Origin of the sequence: Rhizobium sp. NXC24, assembly GCF_002944315.1 — a bacterium.
In the GTDB taxonomy this organism is placed as follows: Bacteria; Pseudomonadota; Alphaproteobacteria; order Rhizobiales; family Rhizobiaceae; genus Rhizobium.
On the sequence record NZ_CP024311.1, the window covers coordinates 1,863,630 to 1,878,223 of the forward strand.

Below are 14,594 nucleotides of genomic sequence, written 5' to 3' on the forward strand. Positions count from 1 at the left end.
AATTCGGCTAGTTCGCGTGCGGATTTTTGCGGGAGCGCTCTTCTGTCGTCTGCTCCGACGCTTTGATCTTGAATTGAGCGGCAGATGGGCGCAAACCTGCCGACGAATGAAGGGGGAGACCATGACCTCATCGCCGCATCCGCTGGATCATCTCGTTCTGCCGACGGTCAATATCGCCTTGGCGCGGGAGCGGCTGGGCAAGCTTGGTTTCACCGTAGCGTCCGATGCCCGACATCCCTTCGGCACGGAGAATGCCTGCGTTTTCTTTGCTGACAGGACCTATCTGGAACCCTTGGGTGTTGCATCGCAGGAGCAGTGCGAGGCGAGCGTGGGGGAGGGCAATGTTTTCGTCGCCCGCGACCAAGCCTACCGTTTTCGCATCGGCGATGAGGGATTTTCGGCCGTCGTTTTCGGCACGGACGACGCGGTCGCCGATGACGAACGATTCCGGGTCAACACCATATCAGCCGGAAACATGCTGGATTTTGCCCGGCCGATGCGTATGCCGGATGGCTCGGAGGTGACGGCAGGTTTCCGTCTTGCTTTCGCAGCCGATTTGCGTTCGCCGGATTTCTTCACCTTCTGCTGCCAGCGCATCAATCCATTGCCGGCCGATCGCGGCGCCCTGGAGCGGCATGCCAATGGCGTGACCGGCATAGCAAGGGTTGCCGTCTCGGCGCCGAATCCGGCTGCGTTCCGTGGCTTTTTCGAGCAGGTCGTCGATGGACCAAAGATATCGGATCATTCCTTCGGCTTGACGATCCACGCGGCCAATACCGGGATCGAGGTTCTGACCCCGGAGGGCATGGAAGCCTTCTACGATCTATCCTTGTCGGGGGACGATCCCGGCCTTCGCGCACGGGCAATCCTTTTCAAGACGCGCGATCTTTCCGTGACATCGTCGCATTTGGCTGCTAACGGCGTCACATACACGCGTAAGAACAATCGTATTTTGGCAAAGCCCGCCCCCGGACAGGGCGCGTTGTTCGCCTTCGAGGAGATAGCATGAGCACCAATTCCGAAGTGATCGTCGGCGAGGGCGCATCCAAGGTTCTGTTTTCCAATAGCGCCAAGCTGTCGCTGATCGCCGGCCCCTGCCAGATGGAAAGCCGCGATCATGCCTTCATGATCGCCGGCGTGTTGAAGGAACTCTGCGACAAGCTCGGTATCGGTCTTGTCTACAAGTCGTCCTTCGACAAGGCGAACCGCACGTCGCTCTCCGGCAAGCGCGGCATCGGGCTGGAAAAGGCATTGGAGGTCTTTGCCGATCTCAAGAAGGAATATGGCTTTCCCGTCTTGACCGACATCCATACGGAAGAACAGTGCGCCATTGTCGCCAAGACGGTCGATATTCTGCAAATCCCGGCCTTTCTGTCGCGCCAGACCGATCTTCTTGTCGCAGCCGCCAAGACCGGCCGCGTCGTCAACATCAAGAAGGGTCAGTTCCTCGCGCCCTGGGACATGAAGAACGTGCTCGCCAAGCTGAATGAGAGCGGCAATCCCAATGTGCTTCTGTGCGAGCGCGGCGCGTCCTTCGGTTACAATACGCTCGTTTCCGACATGCGCTCGCTGCCGATCATGGCGGCGATGGGTGCGCCGGTGATTTTCGATGCGACGCATTCCGTACAGCAGCCGGGCGGACAGGGTGGTTCGACGGGCGGCGACCGCCGATTCGTCGAAACCCTGGCGCGCGCAGCGGTCGCTGTCGGCGTCGCCGGCCTCTTCGTCGAGACGCATGAGGATCCGGACAATGCCCCTTCGGACGGTCCGAACATGGTTTATCTGAAGGACATGCCGCGGCTTCTGGAAAAGCTGCTTGCCTTCGACGCGATCGCCAAGGCCTGAGAAATGGGAGGCGTTCAACAGGCTGACATGAATTTGCGCTACGCGGCCTGTAGGCGCTTCAATCGAGGATGCGGGGCGGCATTGTAATTTCCGCACCTTCGACTTAGACAGATTTCAATCGATTATAACCCAGCGAGCAGGAAGCTATCATGACCGCAATCACCGACATTATCGCCCGCGAGATTCTCGACAGCCGTGGCAATCCCACCGTCGAAGTCGATGTGTACCTGGAAGACGGCAGCATGGGCCGCGCTGCCGTTCCGTCGGGCGCTTCGACCGGCGCGCATGAAGCCGTCGAAGTTCGCGACGGCGGCAAGCGTTATCATGGCAAGGGTGTCGAGAAGGCCGTCGAAGCCGTCAACACCGAGATCTTCGATGCGATCGGCGGCATTGACGCGGAAAACCAGATCCAGATCGACAACATCATGATCGAGCTCGACGGCACGCCGAATAAGTCGCGCCTCGGTGCCAACGCCATCCTCGGCGTATCGCTCGCAACTGCCAAGGCTGCCGCCCAGAGCGCCAACCTGCCGCTCTACCGTTACGTCGGCGGCGCTCACGCCCGCCTGCTGCCGGTTCCGATGATGAACATCATCAACGGCGGCGCTCATGCCGATAACCCGATCGACTTCCAGGAATTCATGATCCTGCCGGTCGGCGCAGATACCCTTCGCGACGCCGTCCGCATGGGCTCGGAAATCTTCCACGTCCTCAAGAAGGAACTGGCATCGCAGGGCCACAACACCAATGTCGGCGACGAAGGCGGTTTCGCGCCCGGCCTTTCCAGCGCGCCGGCTGCGCTCGACTTCATCATGAAGTCCATCGAAAAGGCCGGCTACAAGCCCGGCGAAGAAATCGCTCTCGGCCTCGACTGCGCTTCGACGGAATTCTTCAAGGACGGCAAGTACGTTCTGGAAGGTGAAGGCCGCACGCTGGAATCCGGTGCCATGGCCGAGTACCTCGCCGAACTCGCCGCCAAATATCCGATCATCTCGATCGAAGACGGCATGGCCGAAGACGATTGGGAAGGCTGGAAGATCCTGACCGAACTGACCGGCAAGAAGACGCAGCTCGTCGGCGACGACCTGTTCGTCACCAACTCGGCTCGTCTGCGCGATGGTATCCGCATGGGTGTGGCCAACTCGATCCTCGTCAAGGTCAACCAGATTGGCTCGCTGACGGAAACGCTTGACGCCGTCGAAACCGCGCACAAGGCCAACTACACGGCCGTCATGTCGCACCGTTCCGGCGAAACCGAAGATTCGACCATTGCCGATCTCGCTGTTGCCACCAACTGCGGTCAGATCAAGACCGGCTCGCTGTCGCGCTCGGATCGTCTTGCCAAGTACAACCAGCTCATCCGCATCGAAGAAGCGCTCGGCCCGCAGGCTCAATATGCCGGCCGTTCCATCCTTCGCGGCTGATAATGCATACCCCTGAAAATCCAAGGGATTTTCGCAAAGGCCTATTCTGCGTCGGGTAACAATCCGAGTCGCCTTATAAGCCAATAATTTCCAGCTCTTGAACCGCGCCTTCGGGCGCGGTTTTTTGTTGGAAAAATGGCAGAGTCAACGGATGGTTAATCTCTGGCGGCTAGTGTTGTCATAGATGTTTGATTTAGCATGATCTTATCCGGAAACCCGTTGTGCGGACCTGAGGTCGGGATCATTCTCGGTAGAGCCTTTTGAGCAAGCGAGTATGTGGACAAAATATCATAAGAAGAGAAAGTTCGGCCGTTTCGTTCTCCCCGCTATCACGGTCGCCTTCGTGAGCTATTTCGGCTACCACTGCGTTCACGGCGACTACGGTCTGAAGGCAACCGAGGTTTTCGAGAAGCAGCGCATCGACCGCGGCAAAGAGCTTGCCGATCTCGTCGCCAGGCGCGAACACCTTGAAAAGGAAGTAGCTTTGCTCAGCGATGGCTCGCTGGACAAGGATATGCTCGACCAATATGCGCGCTATCAACTGACCTATTCCAAAGCCGACGAGATCGTTATTTTCAACAAATAGCCGCAATTAACCGAATTTCGGTTAATTGCCTTTTTTGTAAGCATATCAATCGCTTGCAAAGAATATGAGCCATGCAATTATAGCATTGCTGTGGCGAGCAATCTTCCCTATGTTACGCGGCACTACAAAACGAGGCTACTCACATAGGGAGGGTTGAATGGCGCCGCGAAAAACCGCGTCCGTTTCCAGCCGTAAGACAACATCCAAGCCTGTCAAAGACACCAATGGTGGTGCGATCGCGGATTTCGACCGCGATGAGGAGCTCAAGGCCTATCGTGAGATGCTCCTGATCCGCCGCTTCGAAGAGAAGGCCGGCCAGCTCTACGGCATGGGCTTCATCGGCGGTTTCTGTCACCTTTACATTGGCCAGGAAGCTGTCGTCGTCGGCATGCAACTGGCGCTGAAGGAAGGCGATCAGGTCATCACCGGCTACCGCGACCACGGTCACATGCTGGCAACCGGCATGAGCGCCCGCGGCGTTATGGCCGAGCTTACCGGACGCCGGGGCGGCTATTCCCGAGGGAAGGGTGGCTCCATGCACATGTTCTCCAAGGAAAAGAACTTCTACGGCGGCCACGGCATCGTCGGCGCGCAGGTCGCGCTCGGCACGGGCCTCGGCTTCGCCAACTGGTACCGCGGCAATGACAATGTCAGCGTCGCCTATTTCGGCGATGGCGCCGCCAACCAGGGCCAGGTCTCCGAAAGCTTCAACATGGCGCAGCTCTGGAAGCTGCCGGTGATCTACGTGATCGAGAACAACCGTTACGCCATGGGCACGTCGACGGCGCGCGCCACCGCGCAGGCGGACTTCTCCAAGCGCGGCTCCTCCTTCGGCATTCCCGGCATTCAGGTCGACGGCATGGATGTCCGCGCCGTCAAGGCCGCTGCCGACGAAGCTGTCGAATATTGCCGGTCCGGCAAGGGCCCGATCATTCTGGAAATGCTGACCTATCGCTACCGCGGCCATTCCATGTCGGACCCGGCCAAGTATCGGTCCAAGGACGAAGTGCAGAAGATGCGCTCCGAGCATGACCCGATCGAGCAGGTTCGCGCCCGCCTTCTGGAAAAGGGCTGGGCGTCGGAAGACGATCTGAAGGCGATCGACAAGGATGTCCGCGATATCGTCGCCGACAGTGCCGATTTCGCCCAGAACGATCCGGAGCCGGATGCTTCCGAGCTCTACACCGACATTCTGCTCTAAATCGGGGAGGGACGATCCATGCCCATCGATATTCTCATGCCTGCCCTCTCTCCGACGATGGAAGAGGGCACCCTTTCCAAGTGGCTCAAGCAGGAAGGTGACAAGGTCACCTCCGGCGACGTCATTGCCGAAATCGAGACCGACAAGGCCACGATGGAAGTGGAAGCCGTCGACGAAGGCACGATCGGCAAGCTGCTGATCGAAGCCGGCACCGAAGGCGTCAAGGTCAACACCAAGATCGCGATCCTGTTGCAGGACGGCGAATCCGCTTCGGACATCTCGACGGCGAAGGCCGCTCCGGCCGCCGAACCGGTCAAGACCGAAGCGCCCGCCGCCGCTGCCCCGGCGCCCGTTCCGGCACAGCCGAAAGCCGCCCCTGCCGATCCGGAAATTCCGGCCGGCACGGAAATGGTGTCGATGACAGTGCGTGAAGCGCTGCGCGATGCCATGGCCGAAGAAATGCGCGCCGATCCGGACGTCTTCGTCATGGGCGAAGAAGTTGCCGAATACCAGGGCGCCTACAAGGTTACCCAGGGCCTGCTGCAGGAATTCGGCCCCCGCCGCGTTGTCGATACCCCGATCACCGAGCACGGCTTTGCCGGTGTCGGCGTCGGTGCTGCCATGGCCGGCCTTCGCCCGATCGTCGAGTTCATGACCTTCAACTTCGCCATGCAGGCGATTGACCACATCATCAATTCCGCTGCCAAGACGCTCTACATGTCCGGCGGCCAGATGGGCGCTCCGATCGTCTTCCGCGGCCCGAACGGCGCGGCAGCCCGCGTCGCCGCTCAGCACAGCCAGGACTATGCGGCCTGGTACAGCCAAATTCCGGGCCTCAAGGTCGTCATGCCCTATACGGCAGCCGACGCCAAGGGCCTGCTGAAGGCCGCGATCCGCGATCCGAACCCGGTCATCTTCCTTGAAAACGAAATTCTCTACGGTCAGCACTTCGATGTGCCGAAGCTCGACAATTTCGTTGTGCCGATCGGCAAGGCCCGCATCCATCGCTCCGGCAAGGACGCAACGGTCGTCTCCTTCGGCATCGGCATGACCTATGCCACCAAGGCGGTTGCCGAGCTCGAAGCCCAGGGCATCGATGTCGAGCTAATCGACCTTCGTACCATCCGCCCGATGGACCTGCCGACCGTCATCGAATCGGTCAAGAAGACCGGTCGCCTGGTGACCGTCGAGGAAGGCTATCCGCAGTCCTCCGTCGGCACGGAAATCGCAACCCGCGTCATGCAGCAGGCCTTCGACTATCTCGATGCGCCGATCCTGACGATCGCTGGCAAGGATGTGCCCATGCCCTACGCCGCCAATCTCGAGAAGCTGGCGCTTCCGAATGTCGGTGAAGTGGTCGATGCGGTGAAAGCCGTTTGCTACAAATAAGGGGAGGGCTCTTCGATGCCTATCAACATCACCATGCCTGCCCTCTCGCCGACCATGGAAGAGGGCAACCTCGCCAAATGGCTGGTCAAGGAAGGCGATAAGATCAAGTCCGGTGACGTCATCGCCGAGATCGAGACCGATAAGGCGACGATGGAAGTCGAGGCCGTCGATGAAGGCACCGTTGCCAAGATCGTCGTTCCCGCCGGCACCGAAGGCGTCAAGGTCAATGCGCTGATCGCGGTTCTGGCTGGCGAAGGCGAGGATGTCTCTGCCGCTGCCTCGGGCGCCGCTGCTCCGGCTGCTGCGGCACCTGCACCTGCGCCGAAGGCAGACACGGCTCCAGCCCAGTCCGCACCGGCCGCTCAGCCGGCGCCGGCCGCGCCTGCGGCTCTCTCGACGGATGGTCATCGCACCTTCGCATCGCCGCTCGCTCGGCGTCTTGCTAAGGAATCCGGCATCGATCTGACTGCGCTCGTCGGCTCCGGCCCGCATGGCCGTGTGGTCAAGAAGGACATCGAAGCCGCCGTCTCCGGCGGTGTTGGCAAAGCCGCTCCGGCGGCTGCTCCCGCCGCCCAGCCGGCCGCTGCTGCACAGGCTCCGGCCGCAGCCGCGCCGAAGGGCATGTCGGACGATGCCGTCCTCAAGCTGTTCGAGCCCGGTTCCTACGAGCTCGTGCCGCATGACGGCATGCGCAAGACGATCGCCAAGCGCCTGCAGGAATCCAAGCAGACGATCCCGCACTTCTACGTCTCGGTCGATTGCGAACTCGACGCGCTGCTGGCGCTGCGCACGCAGCTCAACGATTCGGCACCGAAGTCGAAGGACGGTGCGCCGGCCTACAAGCTCTCGGTCAACGACATGGTCATCAAGGCCCTGGCGCTGGCGCTGCGCGACGTTCCGGATGCCAATGTGTCGTGGACCGACAGCAGCATGGTCAAGCACAAGCATGCCGATGTCGGCGTTGCCGTTTCCATTCCGGGCGGCCTGATCACGCCGATCATCCGCAGCGCCGAACTGAAGACCCTCTCGGCCATCTCCAACGAGATGAAGGACTACGGCAAGCGCGCCAAGGAACGCAAGCTGAAGCCCGAGGAGTATCAGGGCGGTACGACGGCCGTGTCCAACATGGGCATGATGGGCGTCAAGAACTTCGCCGCCGTCGTCAACCCGCCGCATGCGACCATCTTGGCCGTTGGCGCGGGCGAGCAGCGTGTGATCGTCAAGAAGGGCGAGATGGCCATCGCCACCATGATGACCGTCACGCTGTCGACCGACCATCGCGCCGTCGACGGTGCGCTTGGTGCGGAACTGCTGGCGGCCTTCAAGGGCTACATCGAAAATCCGATGGGGATGCTCGTCTGAGCCTTGTCGTCAAACGGAGGCATGCATGACCAAGACCGTTCTGTGTTATGGCGACTCGCTGACATGGGGCTATAGCGCCGAAACGATCGGTCGTCATGCTTTCGAAGATCGGTGGCCGAGCGTGCTGCAAAAGGCGCTCGGCGATCAGGTCCGGATGATTCCGGAAGGGCTGAACGGCCGCACCACGGCTTTCGATGACCATCTCGCCGATTGCGACCGTAACGGCGCGAAGGTATTGCCGACGATCCTGCAGACGCATGCGCCGCTCGATCTCGTCATCATCATGCTGGGCACCAACGACATGAAGCCGGTGATCGCCGGTTCGGCCTTTGCTGCCTTGCAGGGCATCAGCCGGTTGATTCAGCTCATACGCAATCATACATGGGCGTTCGAATATGATGTCCCCGACATTCTGATCGTCGCGCCTCCCGTCATCACCGAGACCGCCAATCCGGCTTTCGCCGCTCATTACCTCGGCGCGATCAAGGAGTCGGCGAAGCTTGCGACGCTCTACCGCGATCTGGCCGACGAGCTTGGCTGCGGTTTTTTCGATGCAGGCACGGTTGCCGTGACGACGCCGCTCGACGGGGTGCATCTCGATGCGGAAAACACCCGGGCGCTCGGTCGTGGCCTCGAGCCGATCGTGCGAATGATGCTTGGACTTTAACTATTTGATTGAGCACGATCTTGCTCGCCGCTTCGGTTCGGCATCGTGCTTCGGGAAAATTAAGGCAGGCTGCGCTTCGATCGGCCGCCAACCAAAGGCAGGAAACATATGGCTGAGAATTACGACGTCATCATCATCGGCTCTGGCCCTGGCGGCTATGTCGCCGCCGTGCGCGCCGGCCAGCTTGGCCTGAAGACGGCGATCGTCGAACGCGAGCACCTGGGCGGCATCTGCCTGAACTGGGGCTGCATTCCGACCAAGGCGCTGCTGCGTTCGGCCGAAATCCTCGATCATTCCAATCATCTGAAGGACTACGGTCTTGTCCTCGAAGGCAAGGTAACGCCGGATGTCAAGGCGGTCGTCGCCCGTTCGCGCGGTGTTTCCGCCCGCCTCAACACGGGTGTTGGCTTCCTGATGAAGAAGAACAAGGTCGATGTGATCTGGGGCGAAGCCAAAATCACCAAGCCCGGCGAAATCGTCGTCGGCAAGTCGACCAAGCCGGTTGTCGAGCCGCAGCATCCGCTGCCGAAGAACGTCAAGGGCGAGGGCACCTATACCGCCAAGCACATCATCGTCGCCACGGGCGCCCGCCCGCGCGCGCTGCCCGGCATCGAGCCGGATGGCAAGCTGATCTGGACCTATTTTGAGGCACTGAAGCCGGATTTCCTGCCGAAGTCGCTGGTGGTCATGGGTTCCGGCGCGATCGGCATCGAATTTGCGAGCTTCTATCGCTCGATGGGTGTCGATGTCACCGTCGTCGAAATCATGCCGACCATCATGCCAGTCGAAGACGCCGAAGTCTCCGGCATCGCCCGCAAGCAGTTGGAAAAGCGCGGCCTGAAGATCTTCACCAAGACGAAAGTCACCAAGGTCGACAAGGCTGCGAACAGCATCACCGCGCACATCGAGACCGAGGACGGCAAGGTACAGCAGATCACGGCTGACCGCATGATCTCCGCCGTCGGCGTGCAGGGCAACATCGAAAATCTTGGCCTGGAAGCGCTCGGCGTGAAGACCGATCGCGGTTGCGTCGTCATCGACGGCTACGGCAAGACCAATGTGCCGGGCATCTATGCGATCGGCGACGTCGCCGGTCCGCCGATGCTGGCGCACAAGGCCGAGCATGAGGGCGTGGTCTGCATCGAGAAGATCGCCGGCCTGCCGAACGTGCATCCGACCGACAAGAGCAAGGTGTCGGGCTGCACCTATTGCCAGCCGCAGGTCGCCTCTGTCGGCCTGACGGAAGCCAAGGCAAAAGAACTCGGCCGCGACATTCGCGTCGGCCGCTTCCCGTTCACCGCCAACGGCAAGGCGATCGCGCTTGGCGAGGACCAGGGCCTCTGCAAGGTCATCTTCGACAAGAAGACCGGCGAACTGCTCGGCGCGCATATGGTCGGCGCCGAAGTCACCGAACTGATCCAGGGCTTCGTCGTCGCCATGAACCTGGAGACGACGGAAGAGGAACTGATGCACACGATCTTCCCGCATCCGACCGTTTCGGAAACGATGAAGGAAGCCGTGCTGGACGCTTACGGACGCGTGCTCAACGCTTGATAATCTCCTGGCTCGCCCTTTATCCAGAGGGTGGAAAACAGGAAAGGAAATCAATATGTCTATCACTACGGAAGGTTGGGTCGTCTTTCTTCTTATCGGTCTGGTCGCGGGCTTTCTCGCGAGCCTGGTCGTCGGTGGAGGCGGGCTCATCAGTTGCCTGGTGAGCGGCGTGATTGGTGCTTTCGTGGGCGGTTTCCTGTTCCATTATTTTGGGATTTCGCTCGGCATTGAAAATGCACTGGTGGTGGAAATCATCCATGCCACCGTCGGTGCGATCATCGTGGTGCTATTGGCGAGATTAATCGCCTGAGATCGGGGATGTGATGGAAAGTGTCGGCTGGCTGGGTCTGGTCATCATCGGCGGTCTCGCGGGCTGGCTTGCGGGAAAGCTGATGGAGGTGCGCTACGGCATCATCCTCAACATCGTGCTTGGCATTGCCGGCTCGGTCGTTGCCGCTGCCATTTTGGTGCAATTGCATGTCGGCGTGCCCGGCGGCCGGATCGGCTATTTCGTCACCGGTTTCATTGGTGCGTGCATTCTGATATTTCTCGCCAAACTCGTCCGGCGATGAATGGGCCGCGACTGAGCGGCGGAAAGTAGACATTTCATGGTCACGATTCTCGACACGATCAATCCAGACGCAAAGCGGGTCAGGCATCCGGAAAAGGCGCATCGGCCGGATACGGAAGTCCTGCGCAAGCCGGATTGGATCCGTGTCAAGGCGCCGACATCGAAGGGCTATGCCGAGACCCGCTCGATCGTGAAGGAACACAAGCTCGTCACGGTTTGCGAAGAGGCCGGCTGCCCGAACATCGGCGAATGTTGGGACAAGAAGCACGCCACCTTCATGATCATGGGCGAGATCTGTACCCGCGCTTGTGCCTTCTGCAACGTCTCTACCGGCAAGCCGAACGCGCTCGATATGGCCGAGCCTGAAAACGTCGCCAAGGCCGTCAAGGAAATGGGCCTCAGCCACGTCGTCATCACCTCCGTCGATCGCGACGATCTGGAAGACGGCGGCGCCGAGCACTTCGAAAAGGTGATCTGGGCGATCCGCGCCGCTTCGCCGACAACGACAATCGAAATCTTGACGCCGGACTTCCTGAAGAAGCCGGGCGCATTGGAGCGCGTCGTCGCCGCCAAGCCGGACGTCTTCAATCACAATATGGAAACCGTCGCCGGCAACTATCTGACCGTACGTCCCGGCGCCCGCTATTTCCACTCGATCCGCCTGCTGCAGCGGGTCAAGGAACTCGATCCGACCATGTTTACCAAGTCCGGCATCATGGTCGGTCTCGGTGAAGAGCGCAATGAAGTGCTGCAGTTGATGGATGATCTCAGGACGGCCGATGTCGACTTCCTGACCATCGGCCAGTATCTGCAGCCGACACGCAAGCATCATCAGGTCATGAGCTTCGTCACGCCGGATGAATTCAAGTCCTACGAGACGGTTGCCTATACCAAGGGCTTCCTCATGGTCGCCTCCAGCCCGCTCACCCGCTCTTCCCATCACGCCGGCGACGATTTCGCCCGGCTGCGGGCTGCCCGCGAGAAGAAGGTTCTGCTGGCCGCAGAGTAAAATACAAGTCTCTTGCCTTTTGAACGAACCGCGGCGATTGTGCCGCGGTTTTTCGTTCGCGCCGTCACCTGTTCGTCATTGGAGCGGCCTAAGGGACACGCCGCCGTTTGTTACCGGTTTCGGCGCTTTAGAATCGACTATGGAGCTGGACCGTGGAGCAGATCGTCGCGCCGCAGGCGCTCCCTTATGCCGTCGATATAGAGACGGCAGTGTCTATTCTCAGAAGTGCCAACCGGATTCTCGTCATCGGCTGTTCCGGTGGAGGCAAGTCGACGCTGGCGCAGAAGATCGTTGTTTGCCTGGACTTGCCTTACGTCTCAATGGATCGGGAGTTTTTCTGGCTGCCTGGCTGGATGAAGAGAGACAAAGCGGAAGAGCGCAATCTAATTGCGGGGAAAGTCGCAGAGGATCGCTGGCTGATTGATGGGACAGGGCCGTCAAGCTTCGATCTGAGATTACCGCGGACCGAACTTGTTCTTTGGGTGCGTATGCCGCGCTGGCTATGTATGTGGGGGGCTCTATCGAGAGCGTTGCGATGGCTGGGACGGTCGCGCCCCGATATGGCGCCGGGTTGTCCAGAGCGCATCGATTGGGAGTTCCTGCGTTACATATGGGATTGGGAGCGGAAATTTGCGCCGAAAGTGCTCGCGGGCCTCATCGAACACGGCCCCGATGTGCCTGTTCTGCAGCTAAAATCCCGCGGCGAAATGCGTCAGCTTCTTGATCTTCTGAACCGTCCTGCTTAATTGCCGCTCATGCCTCAGTTCGAAACGCACCGCCCCGTCCCACACTCGCCTGAACAGATGTTCGACCTCGTCGCCGATGTCGAGCGCTATCCGGAATTCCTGCCGCTTTGCGAGGCGCTGATTGTCCGCAATCGCAAGGAGCGCGACGGCAAGATCCTGCTGATTGCCGATATGACTGTCGGCTACAAGGCGATCCGCGAGACCTTTACGACGCAGGTGCTGCTCAACAAGCCGGAACGGGCGATCGACGTGAAATATATCGACGGGCCGTTCAAATATCTCGACAATCGCTGGCGCTTCACGCCATCGGAAAACGGCGGCTGCAGCATTGATTTCTTCATCGACTATGAGTTCAAGAGCCGCATCCTCGGCGCCCTGATGGGGTCGATGTTCGATCGCGCTTTCCGTATGTTCACGGATGCCTTCGAGACACGCGCGAAGAAGATCTACGCCTGAGGCGGGAGTTAGGCATTACTTGCCGAGAGTGATCAGCATTTCCAATGCGGTCTTCAAGGTGGCGAGCCGAACCTTGTCGCGGCCGATATCGCCATAGCGCATTTCATGATGGATGAGTGCGCCGTTACGCGCCTTGGCGGCGAGGTGGACCAGCCCCACGGGCTTTTCCGCAGAGCCGCCAGCGGGTCCGGCAACACCGGTGACTGCGACGGCAAAGTCAGCCCGGGAGCGGAAAAGGGCGCCATGCACCATCTGCAGCGCCGTCTCCCTGGAAACAGCACCGAACTGCACGAGCGTCTGCTCCTGCACGCCGAGCATGTCCATCTTCGCCGTATTCGTATAGGTCACGAAGCCGCGGTCGACGACGGCTGAGGAACCGGGAATTTCCGTCAAAGCGCCCGCGATCAGCCCGCCGGTGCAGGATTCCGCCGTGGCGACCATCCAGCCTTTGGCGGCGAAATCGGTGATGATGCCCTGGGCGAGCGCGAGAATATCGTCGGGAAAATGCGTCATGCCTTGCCTCCGCGATAAACCACCGTTGCCGTCGCGATAGCTGCGATGCCCTCGCGGCGGCCAACGAAGCCGATCTTTTCGTTTGTGGTCGCCTTCACCGAGCAGCGCTCCAGGCTGATTCCCAGGAACTCGGCGAGTTTCGCGCGCATCGCCTCACGGTGCGGTCCGACCTTCGGCGCTTCGGCAATCAACGAGATATCGGCATTCATGATGGTGCCGCCGTGATCGCGCACGATCTTTGCCGCATGTTCGATGAAGATGCGGGAGGGGGCGCCCTTCCATTGCGGATCGGAGGGCGGAAAATGGTCGCCTATATCGCCGGCGCCACAGGTGGCGAGCAAGGCGTCCGTCAGCGCGTGCAGGGCGACATCGGCGTCGGAATGGCCCTTCAGCTTTTGGTCATGCGAAATGAAGACGCCGCAAAGTGTTACGCCGTCGCCCGGCTCGAGCTGGTGGACATCGTAGCCGTTGCCAGTGCGCACATCCGGCAGCAGGCCTGCGGAAAGCTTTTCATCGGCCATGGCGATATCCCTTTTGATCGTCAATTTCACATTGTCCGAACTGCCGGCAACGAGCGTCACCGGCAGGCCGTTCCATTCGGCGATCGCGGCATCGTCGGTGAAATCCGTCTTATTCTCGGCGGCGGCTTTTTCATGCGCCGCTAGAATATCGGCGTATCGGAAAGACTGCGGTGTCTGCGCGGCGTAAAGGCCCGAGCGGGGTACGGTTTCGGTTACTAGTCCAGCCGCATCGGCCCGTTTCAGCGTATCCGTCACGGGCATGGCAGGCAGCACGGCAGGTGCACCGGCAGCCAGCGCGGCGGCGACGCGATCGAGCAGATCATGGTCGAAGAAGGGGCGTACGGCATCATGGATCATGACATGCGTGACGCCGGCATTTTCCAGTTTCCGCAACCCCGCAAGCACCGATTGCTGACGGGACACGCCGCCAAAAGCAATCTCGACCTCGGACGAATCGGCAGCCTGTTGCAGCGCGGCTTGGAGCAATGTCTCGTCGTCGCGATGAATGACAACCACGATCTTTGCCGCCTGCGGCCATGTCACGAATTTTTCAAGCGTATGCGCAATAACCGACCGGCCGCCGATCGGGCGATATTGCTTCGGACCTTCTTCGGGCGATCCCGCCCGCTCGCCACGTCCGGCTGCAACGATCACGATTCCGATCGACATCGGTTGCAATGAGTGCATTTGCGTCATAAACCCCCAGGGATGAAAGGCTTTCGCTCCAGCATGATCCCCAAAAGTGTGAAG

16 protein-coding genes are annotated in these 14,594 nt (G+C 60.2%); 14 read left to right on the forward strand and 2 right to left on the reverse strand.

The genetic code is table 11. The annotated features are described in order from the left end of the window. Positions 1 to 121: 121 nt before the first annotated feature. The 14 genes from NXC24_RS09180 to NXC24_RS09245 all read left to right on the forward strand — a co-directional run bounded on the left by NXC24_RS09180 (position 122) and on the right by NXC24_RS09245 (position 12,810). Entirely contained in the window at positions 122 to 1,009 is an 888-nt protein-coding gene (locus NXC24_RS09180) for a VOC family protein (protein ID WP_104822993.1), read from the forward strand. Continuing rightward, entirely contained in the window at positions 1,006 to 1,845 is an 840-nt protein-coding gene (kdsA, locus tag NXC24_RS09185) for a 3-deoxy-8-phosphooctulonate synthase (protein WP_104822994.1), read from the forward strand. The genes NXC24_RS09180 and kdsA overlap by 4 nt, the downstream gene beginning before the upstream one ends. A 149-nt stretch (positions 1,846 to 1,994) precedes the next feature. Continuing rightward, positions 1,995 to 3,269: a phosphopyruvate hydratase gene (eno, locus tag NXC24_RS09190; protein WP_104822995.1), complete on the forward strand. Its 1,275-nt coding sequence runs from the start codon at positions 1,995 to 1,997 to the stop codon at positions 3,267 to 3,269. A 274-nt stretch (positions 3,270 to 3,543) separates the two neighbouring features. After that, positions 3,544 to 3,855, forward strand: a complete 312-nt coding sequence (locus NXC24_RS09195; RefSeq protein ID WP_104822996.1) for a septum formation initiator family protein — start codon at positions 3,544 to 3,546, stop codon at positions 3,853 to 3,855. A 157-nt stretch (positions 3,856 to 4,012) separates the two neighbouring features. Then, positions 4,013 to 5,056 carry a pyruvate dehydrogenase (acetyl-transferring) E1 component subunit alpha gene (pdhA, locus tag NXC24_RS09200; RefSeq protein ID WP_104822997.1) on the forward strand — a complete coding sequence of 348 codons (1,044 nt, stop codon included), beginning with the start codon at positions 4,013 to 4,015 and terminating at the stop codon, positions 5,054 to 5,056. Between the two features lie 18 nt (positions 5,057 to 5,074). Then, entirely contained in the window at positions 5,075 to 6,445 is a 1,371-nt protein-coding gene (locus NXC24_RS09205) for a pyruvate dehydrogenase complex E1 component subunit beta (RefSeq protein WP_104822998.1), read from the forward strand. A gap of 15 nt (positions 6,446 to 6,460) precedes the next feature. Next, on the forward strand, positions 6,461 to 7,807 hold the full coding sequence (locus NXC24_RS09210; protein ID WP_104822999.1) for a pyruvate dehydrogenase complex dihydrolipoamide acetyltransferase: 1,347 nt from the start codon (positions 6,461 to 6,463) through the stop codon (positions 7,805 to 7,807). A gap of 25 nt (positions 7,808 to 7,832) precedes the next feature. Next, complete coding sequence (locus tag NXC24_RS09215; RefSeq protein ID WP_104823000.1) at positions 7,833 to 8,474, forward strand: SGNH/GDSL hydrolase family protein; 642 nt, start codon at positions 7,833 to 7,835, stop codon at positions 8,472 to 8,474. Between the two features lie 108 nt (positions 8,475 to 8,582). Further along, the gene (lpdA, locus tag NXC24_RS09220) at positions 8,583 to 10,028 is read left to right on the forward strand and encodes a dihydrolipoyl dehydrogenase (protein WP_104823001.1); all 1,446 of its coding nucleotides are present in this window, start codon (positions 8,583 to 8,585) and stop codon (positions 10,026 to 10,028) included. Between the two features lie 55 nt (positions 10,029 to 10,083). Further along, positions 10,084 to 10,338, forward strand: coding sequence for a GlsB/YeaQ/YmgE family stress response membrane protein (locus NXC24_RS09225; protein WP_104823002.1), 255 nt, complete (start codon positions 10,084 to 10,086; stop codon positions 10,336 to 10,338). A 13-nt stretch (positions 10,339 to 10,351) separates the two neighbouring features. Then, positions 10,352 to 10,600, forward strand: a complete 249-nt coding sequence (locus tag NXC24_RS09230; protein WP_104823003.1) for a GlsB/YeaQ/YmgE family stress response membrane protein — start codon at positions 10,352 to 10,354, stop codon at positions 10,598 to 10,600. A 36-nt stretch (positions 10,601 to 10,636) separates the two neighbouring features. After that, positions 10,637 to 11,608, forward strand: coding sequence for a lipoyl synthase (gene lipA, locus NXC24_RS09235; protein ID WP_104823004.1), 972 nt, complete (start codon positions 10,637 to 10,639; stop codon positions 11,606 to 11,608). 161 nt (positions 11,609 to 11,769) lie between these two features. Continuing rightward, positions 11,770 to 12,354, forward strand: a complete 585-nt coding sequence (locus NXC24_RS09240; protein ID WP_199773571.1) for an AAA family ATPase — start codon at positions 11,770 to 11,772, stop codon at positions 12,352 to 12,354. A 9-nt stretch (positions 12,355 to 12,363) separates the two neighbouring features. Further along, complete coding sequence (locus NXC24_RS09245) at positions 12,364 to 12,810, forward strand: type II toxin-antitoxin system RatA family toxin (RefSeq protein WP_104825088.1); 447 nt, start codon at positions 12,364 to 12,366, stop codon at positions 12,808 to 12,810. A gap of 15 nt (positions 12,811 to 12,825) precedes the next feature. Here the strand turns inward: NXC24_RS09245 and NXC24_RS09250 are convergent, their stop codons facing one another. Both NXC24_RS09250 and NXC24_RS09255 read right to left on the reverse strand, forming a co-directional pair. Further along, complete coding sequence (locus tag NXC24_RS09250) at positions 12,826 to 13,323, reverse strand: CinA family protein (RefSeq protein WP_104823005.1); 498 nt, start codon at positions 13,321 to 13,323, stop codon at positions 12,826 to 12,828. Then, positions 13,320 to 14,540 (reverse strand): bifunctional 2-C-methyl-D-erythritol 4-phosphate cytidylyltransferase/2-C-methyl-D-erythritol 2,4-cyclodiphosphate synthase, encoded by a 1,221-nt coding sequence (locus NXC24_RS09255; protein WP_104823006.1) that lies wholly within the window; start codon positions 14,538 to 14,540, stop codon positions 13,320 to 13,322. The genes NXC24_RS09250 and NXC24_RS09255 overlap by 4 nt, the downstream gene beginning before the upstream one ends. Between the last annotated feature and the right edge of the window lie 54 nt (positions 14,541 to 14,594).

Bases quoted from the DNA above. Each gene is read 5' to 3' on its own strand.
- NXC24_RS09180 (WP_104822993.1), top strand. From the start codon at position 122: ATGACCTCATCGCCGCATCCGCTGGATCATCTCGTTCTGCCGACGGTC.
- kdsA (WP_104822994.1), top strand. From the start codon at position 1,006: ATGAGCACCAATTCCGAAGTGATCGTCGGCGAGGGCGCATCCAAGGTT.
- eno (WP_104822995.1), top strand. From the start codon at position 1,995: ATGACCGCAATCACCGACATTATCGCCCGCGAGATTCTCGACAGCCGT.
- NXC24_RS09195 (WP_104822996.1), top strand. From the start codon at position 3,544: ATGTGGACAAAATATCATAAGAAGAGAAAGTTCGGCCGTTTCGTTCTC.
- pdhA (WP_104822997.1), top strand. From the start codon at position 4,013: ATGGCGCCGCGAAAAACCGCGTCCGTTTCCAGCCGTAAGACAACATCC.
- NXC24_RS09205 (WP_104822998.1), top strand. From the start codon at position 5,075: ATGCCCATCGATATTCTCATGCCTGCCCTCTCTCCGACGATGGAAGAG.
- NXC24_RS09210 (WP_104822999.1), top strand. From the start codon at position 6,461: ATGCCTATCAACATCACCATGCCTGCCCTCTCGCCGACCATGGAAGAG.
- NXC24_RS09215 (WP_104823000.1), top strand. From the start codon at position 7,833: ATGACCAAGACCGTTCTGTGTTATGGCGACTCGCTGACATGGGGCTAT.
- lpdA (WP_104823001.1), top strand. From the start codon at position 8,583: ATGGCTGAGAATTACGACGTCATCATCATCGGCTCTGGCCCTGGCGGC.
- NXC24_RS09225 (WP_104823002.1), top strand. From the start codon at position 10,084: ATGTCTATCACTACGGAAGGTTGGGTCGTCTTTCTTCTTATCGGTCTG.
- NXC24_RS09230 (WP_104823003.1), top strand. From the start codon at position 10,352: ATGGAAAGTGTCGGCTGGCTGGGTCTGGTCATCATCGGCGGTCTCGCG.
- lipA (WP_104823004.1), top strand. From the start codon at position 10,637: ATGGTCACGATTCTCGACACGATCAATCCAGACGCAAAGCGGGTCAGG.
- NXC24_RS09245 (WP_104825088.1), top strand. From the start codon at position 12,364: ATGCCTCAGTTCGAAACGCACCGCCCCGTCCCACACTCGCCTGAACAG.
- NXC24_RS09250 (WP_104823005.1), bottom strand. From the start codon at position 13,323: ATGACGCATTTTCCCGACGATATTCTCGCGCTCGCCCAGGGCATCATC.
- NXC24_RS09255 (WP_104823006.1), bottom strand. From the start codon at position 14,540: ATGACGCAAATGCACTCATTGCAACCGATGTCGATCGGAATCGTGATC.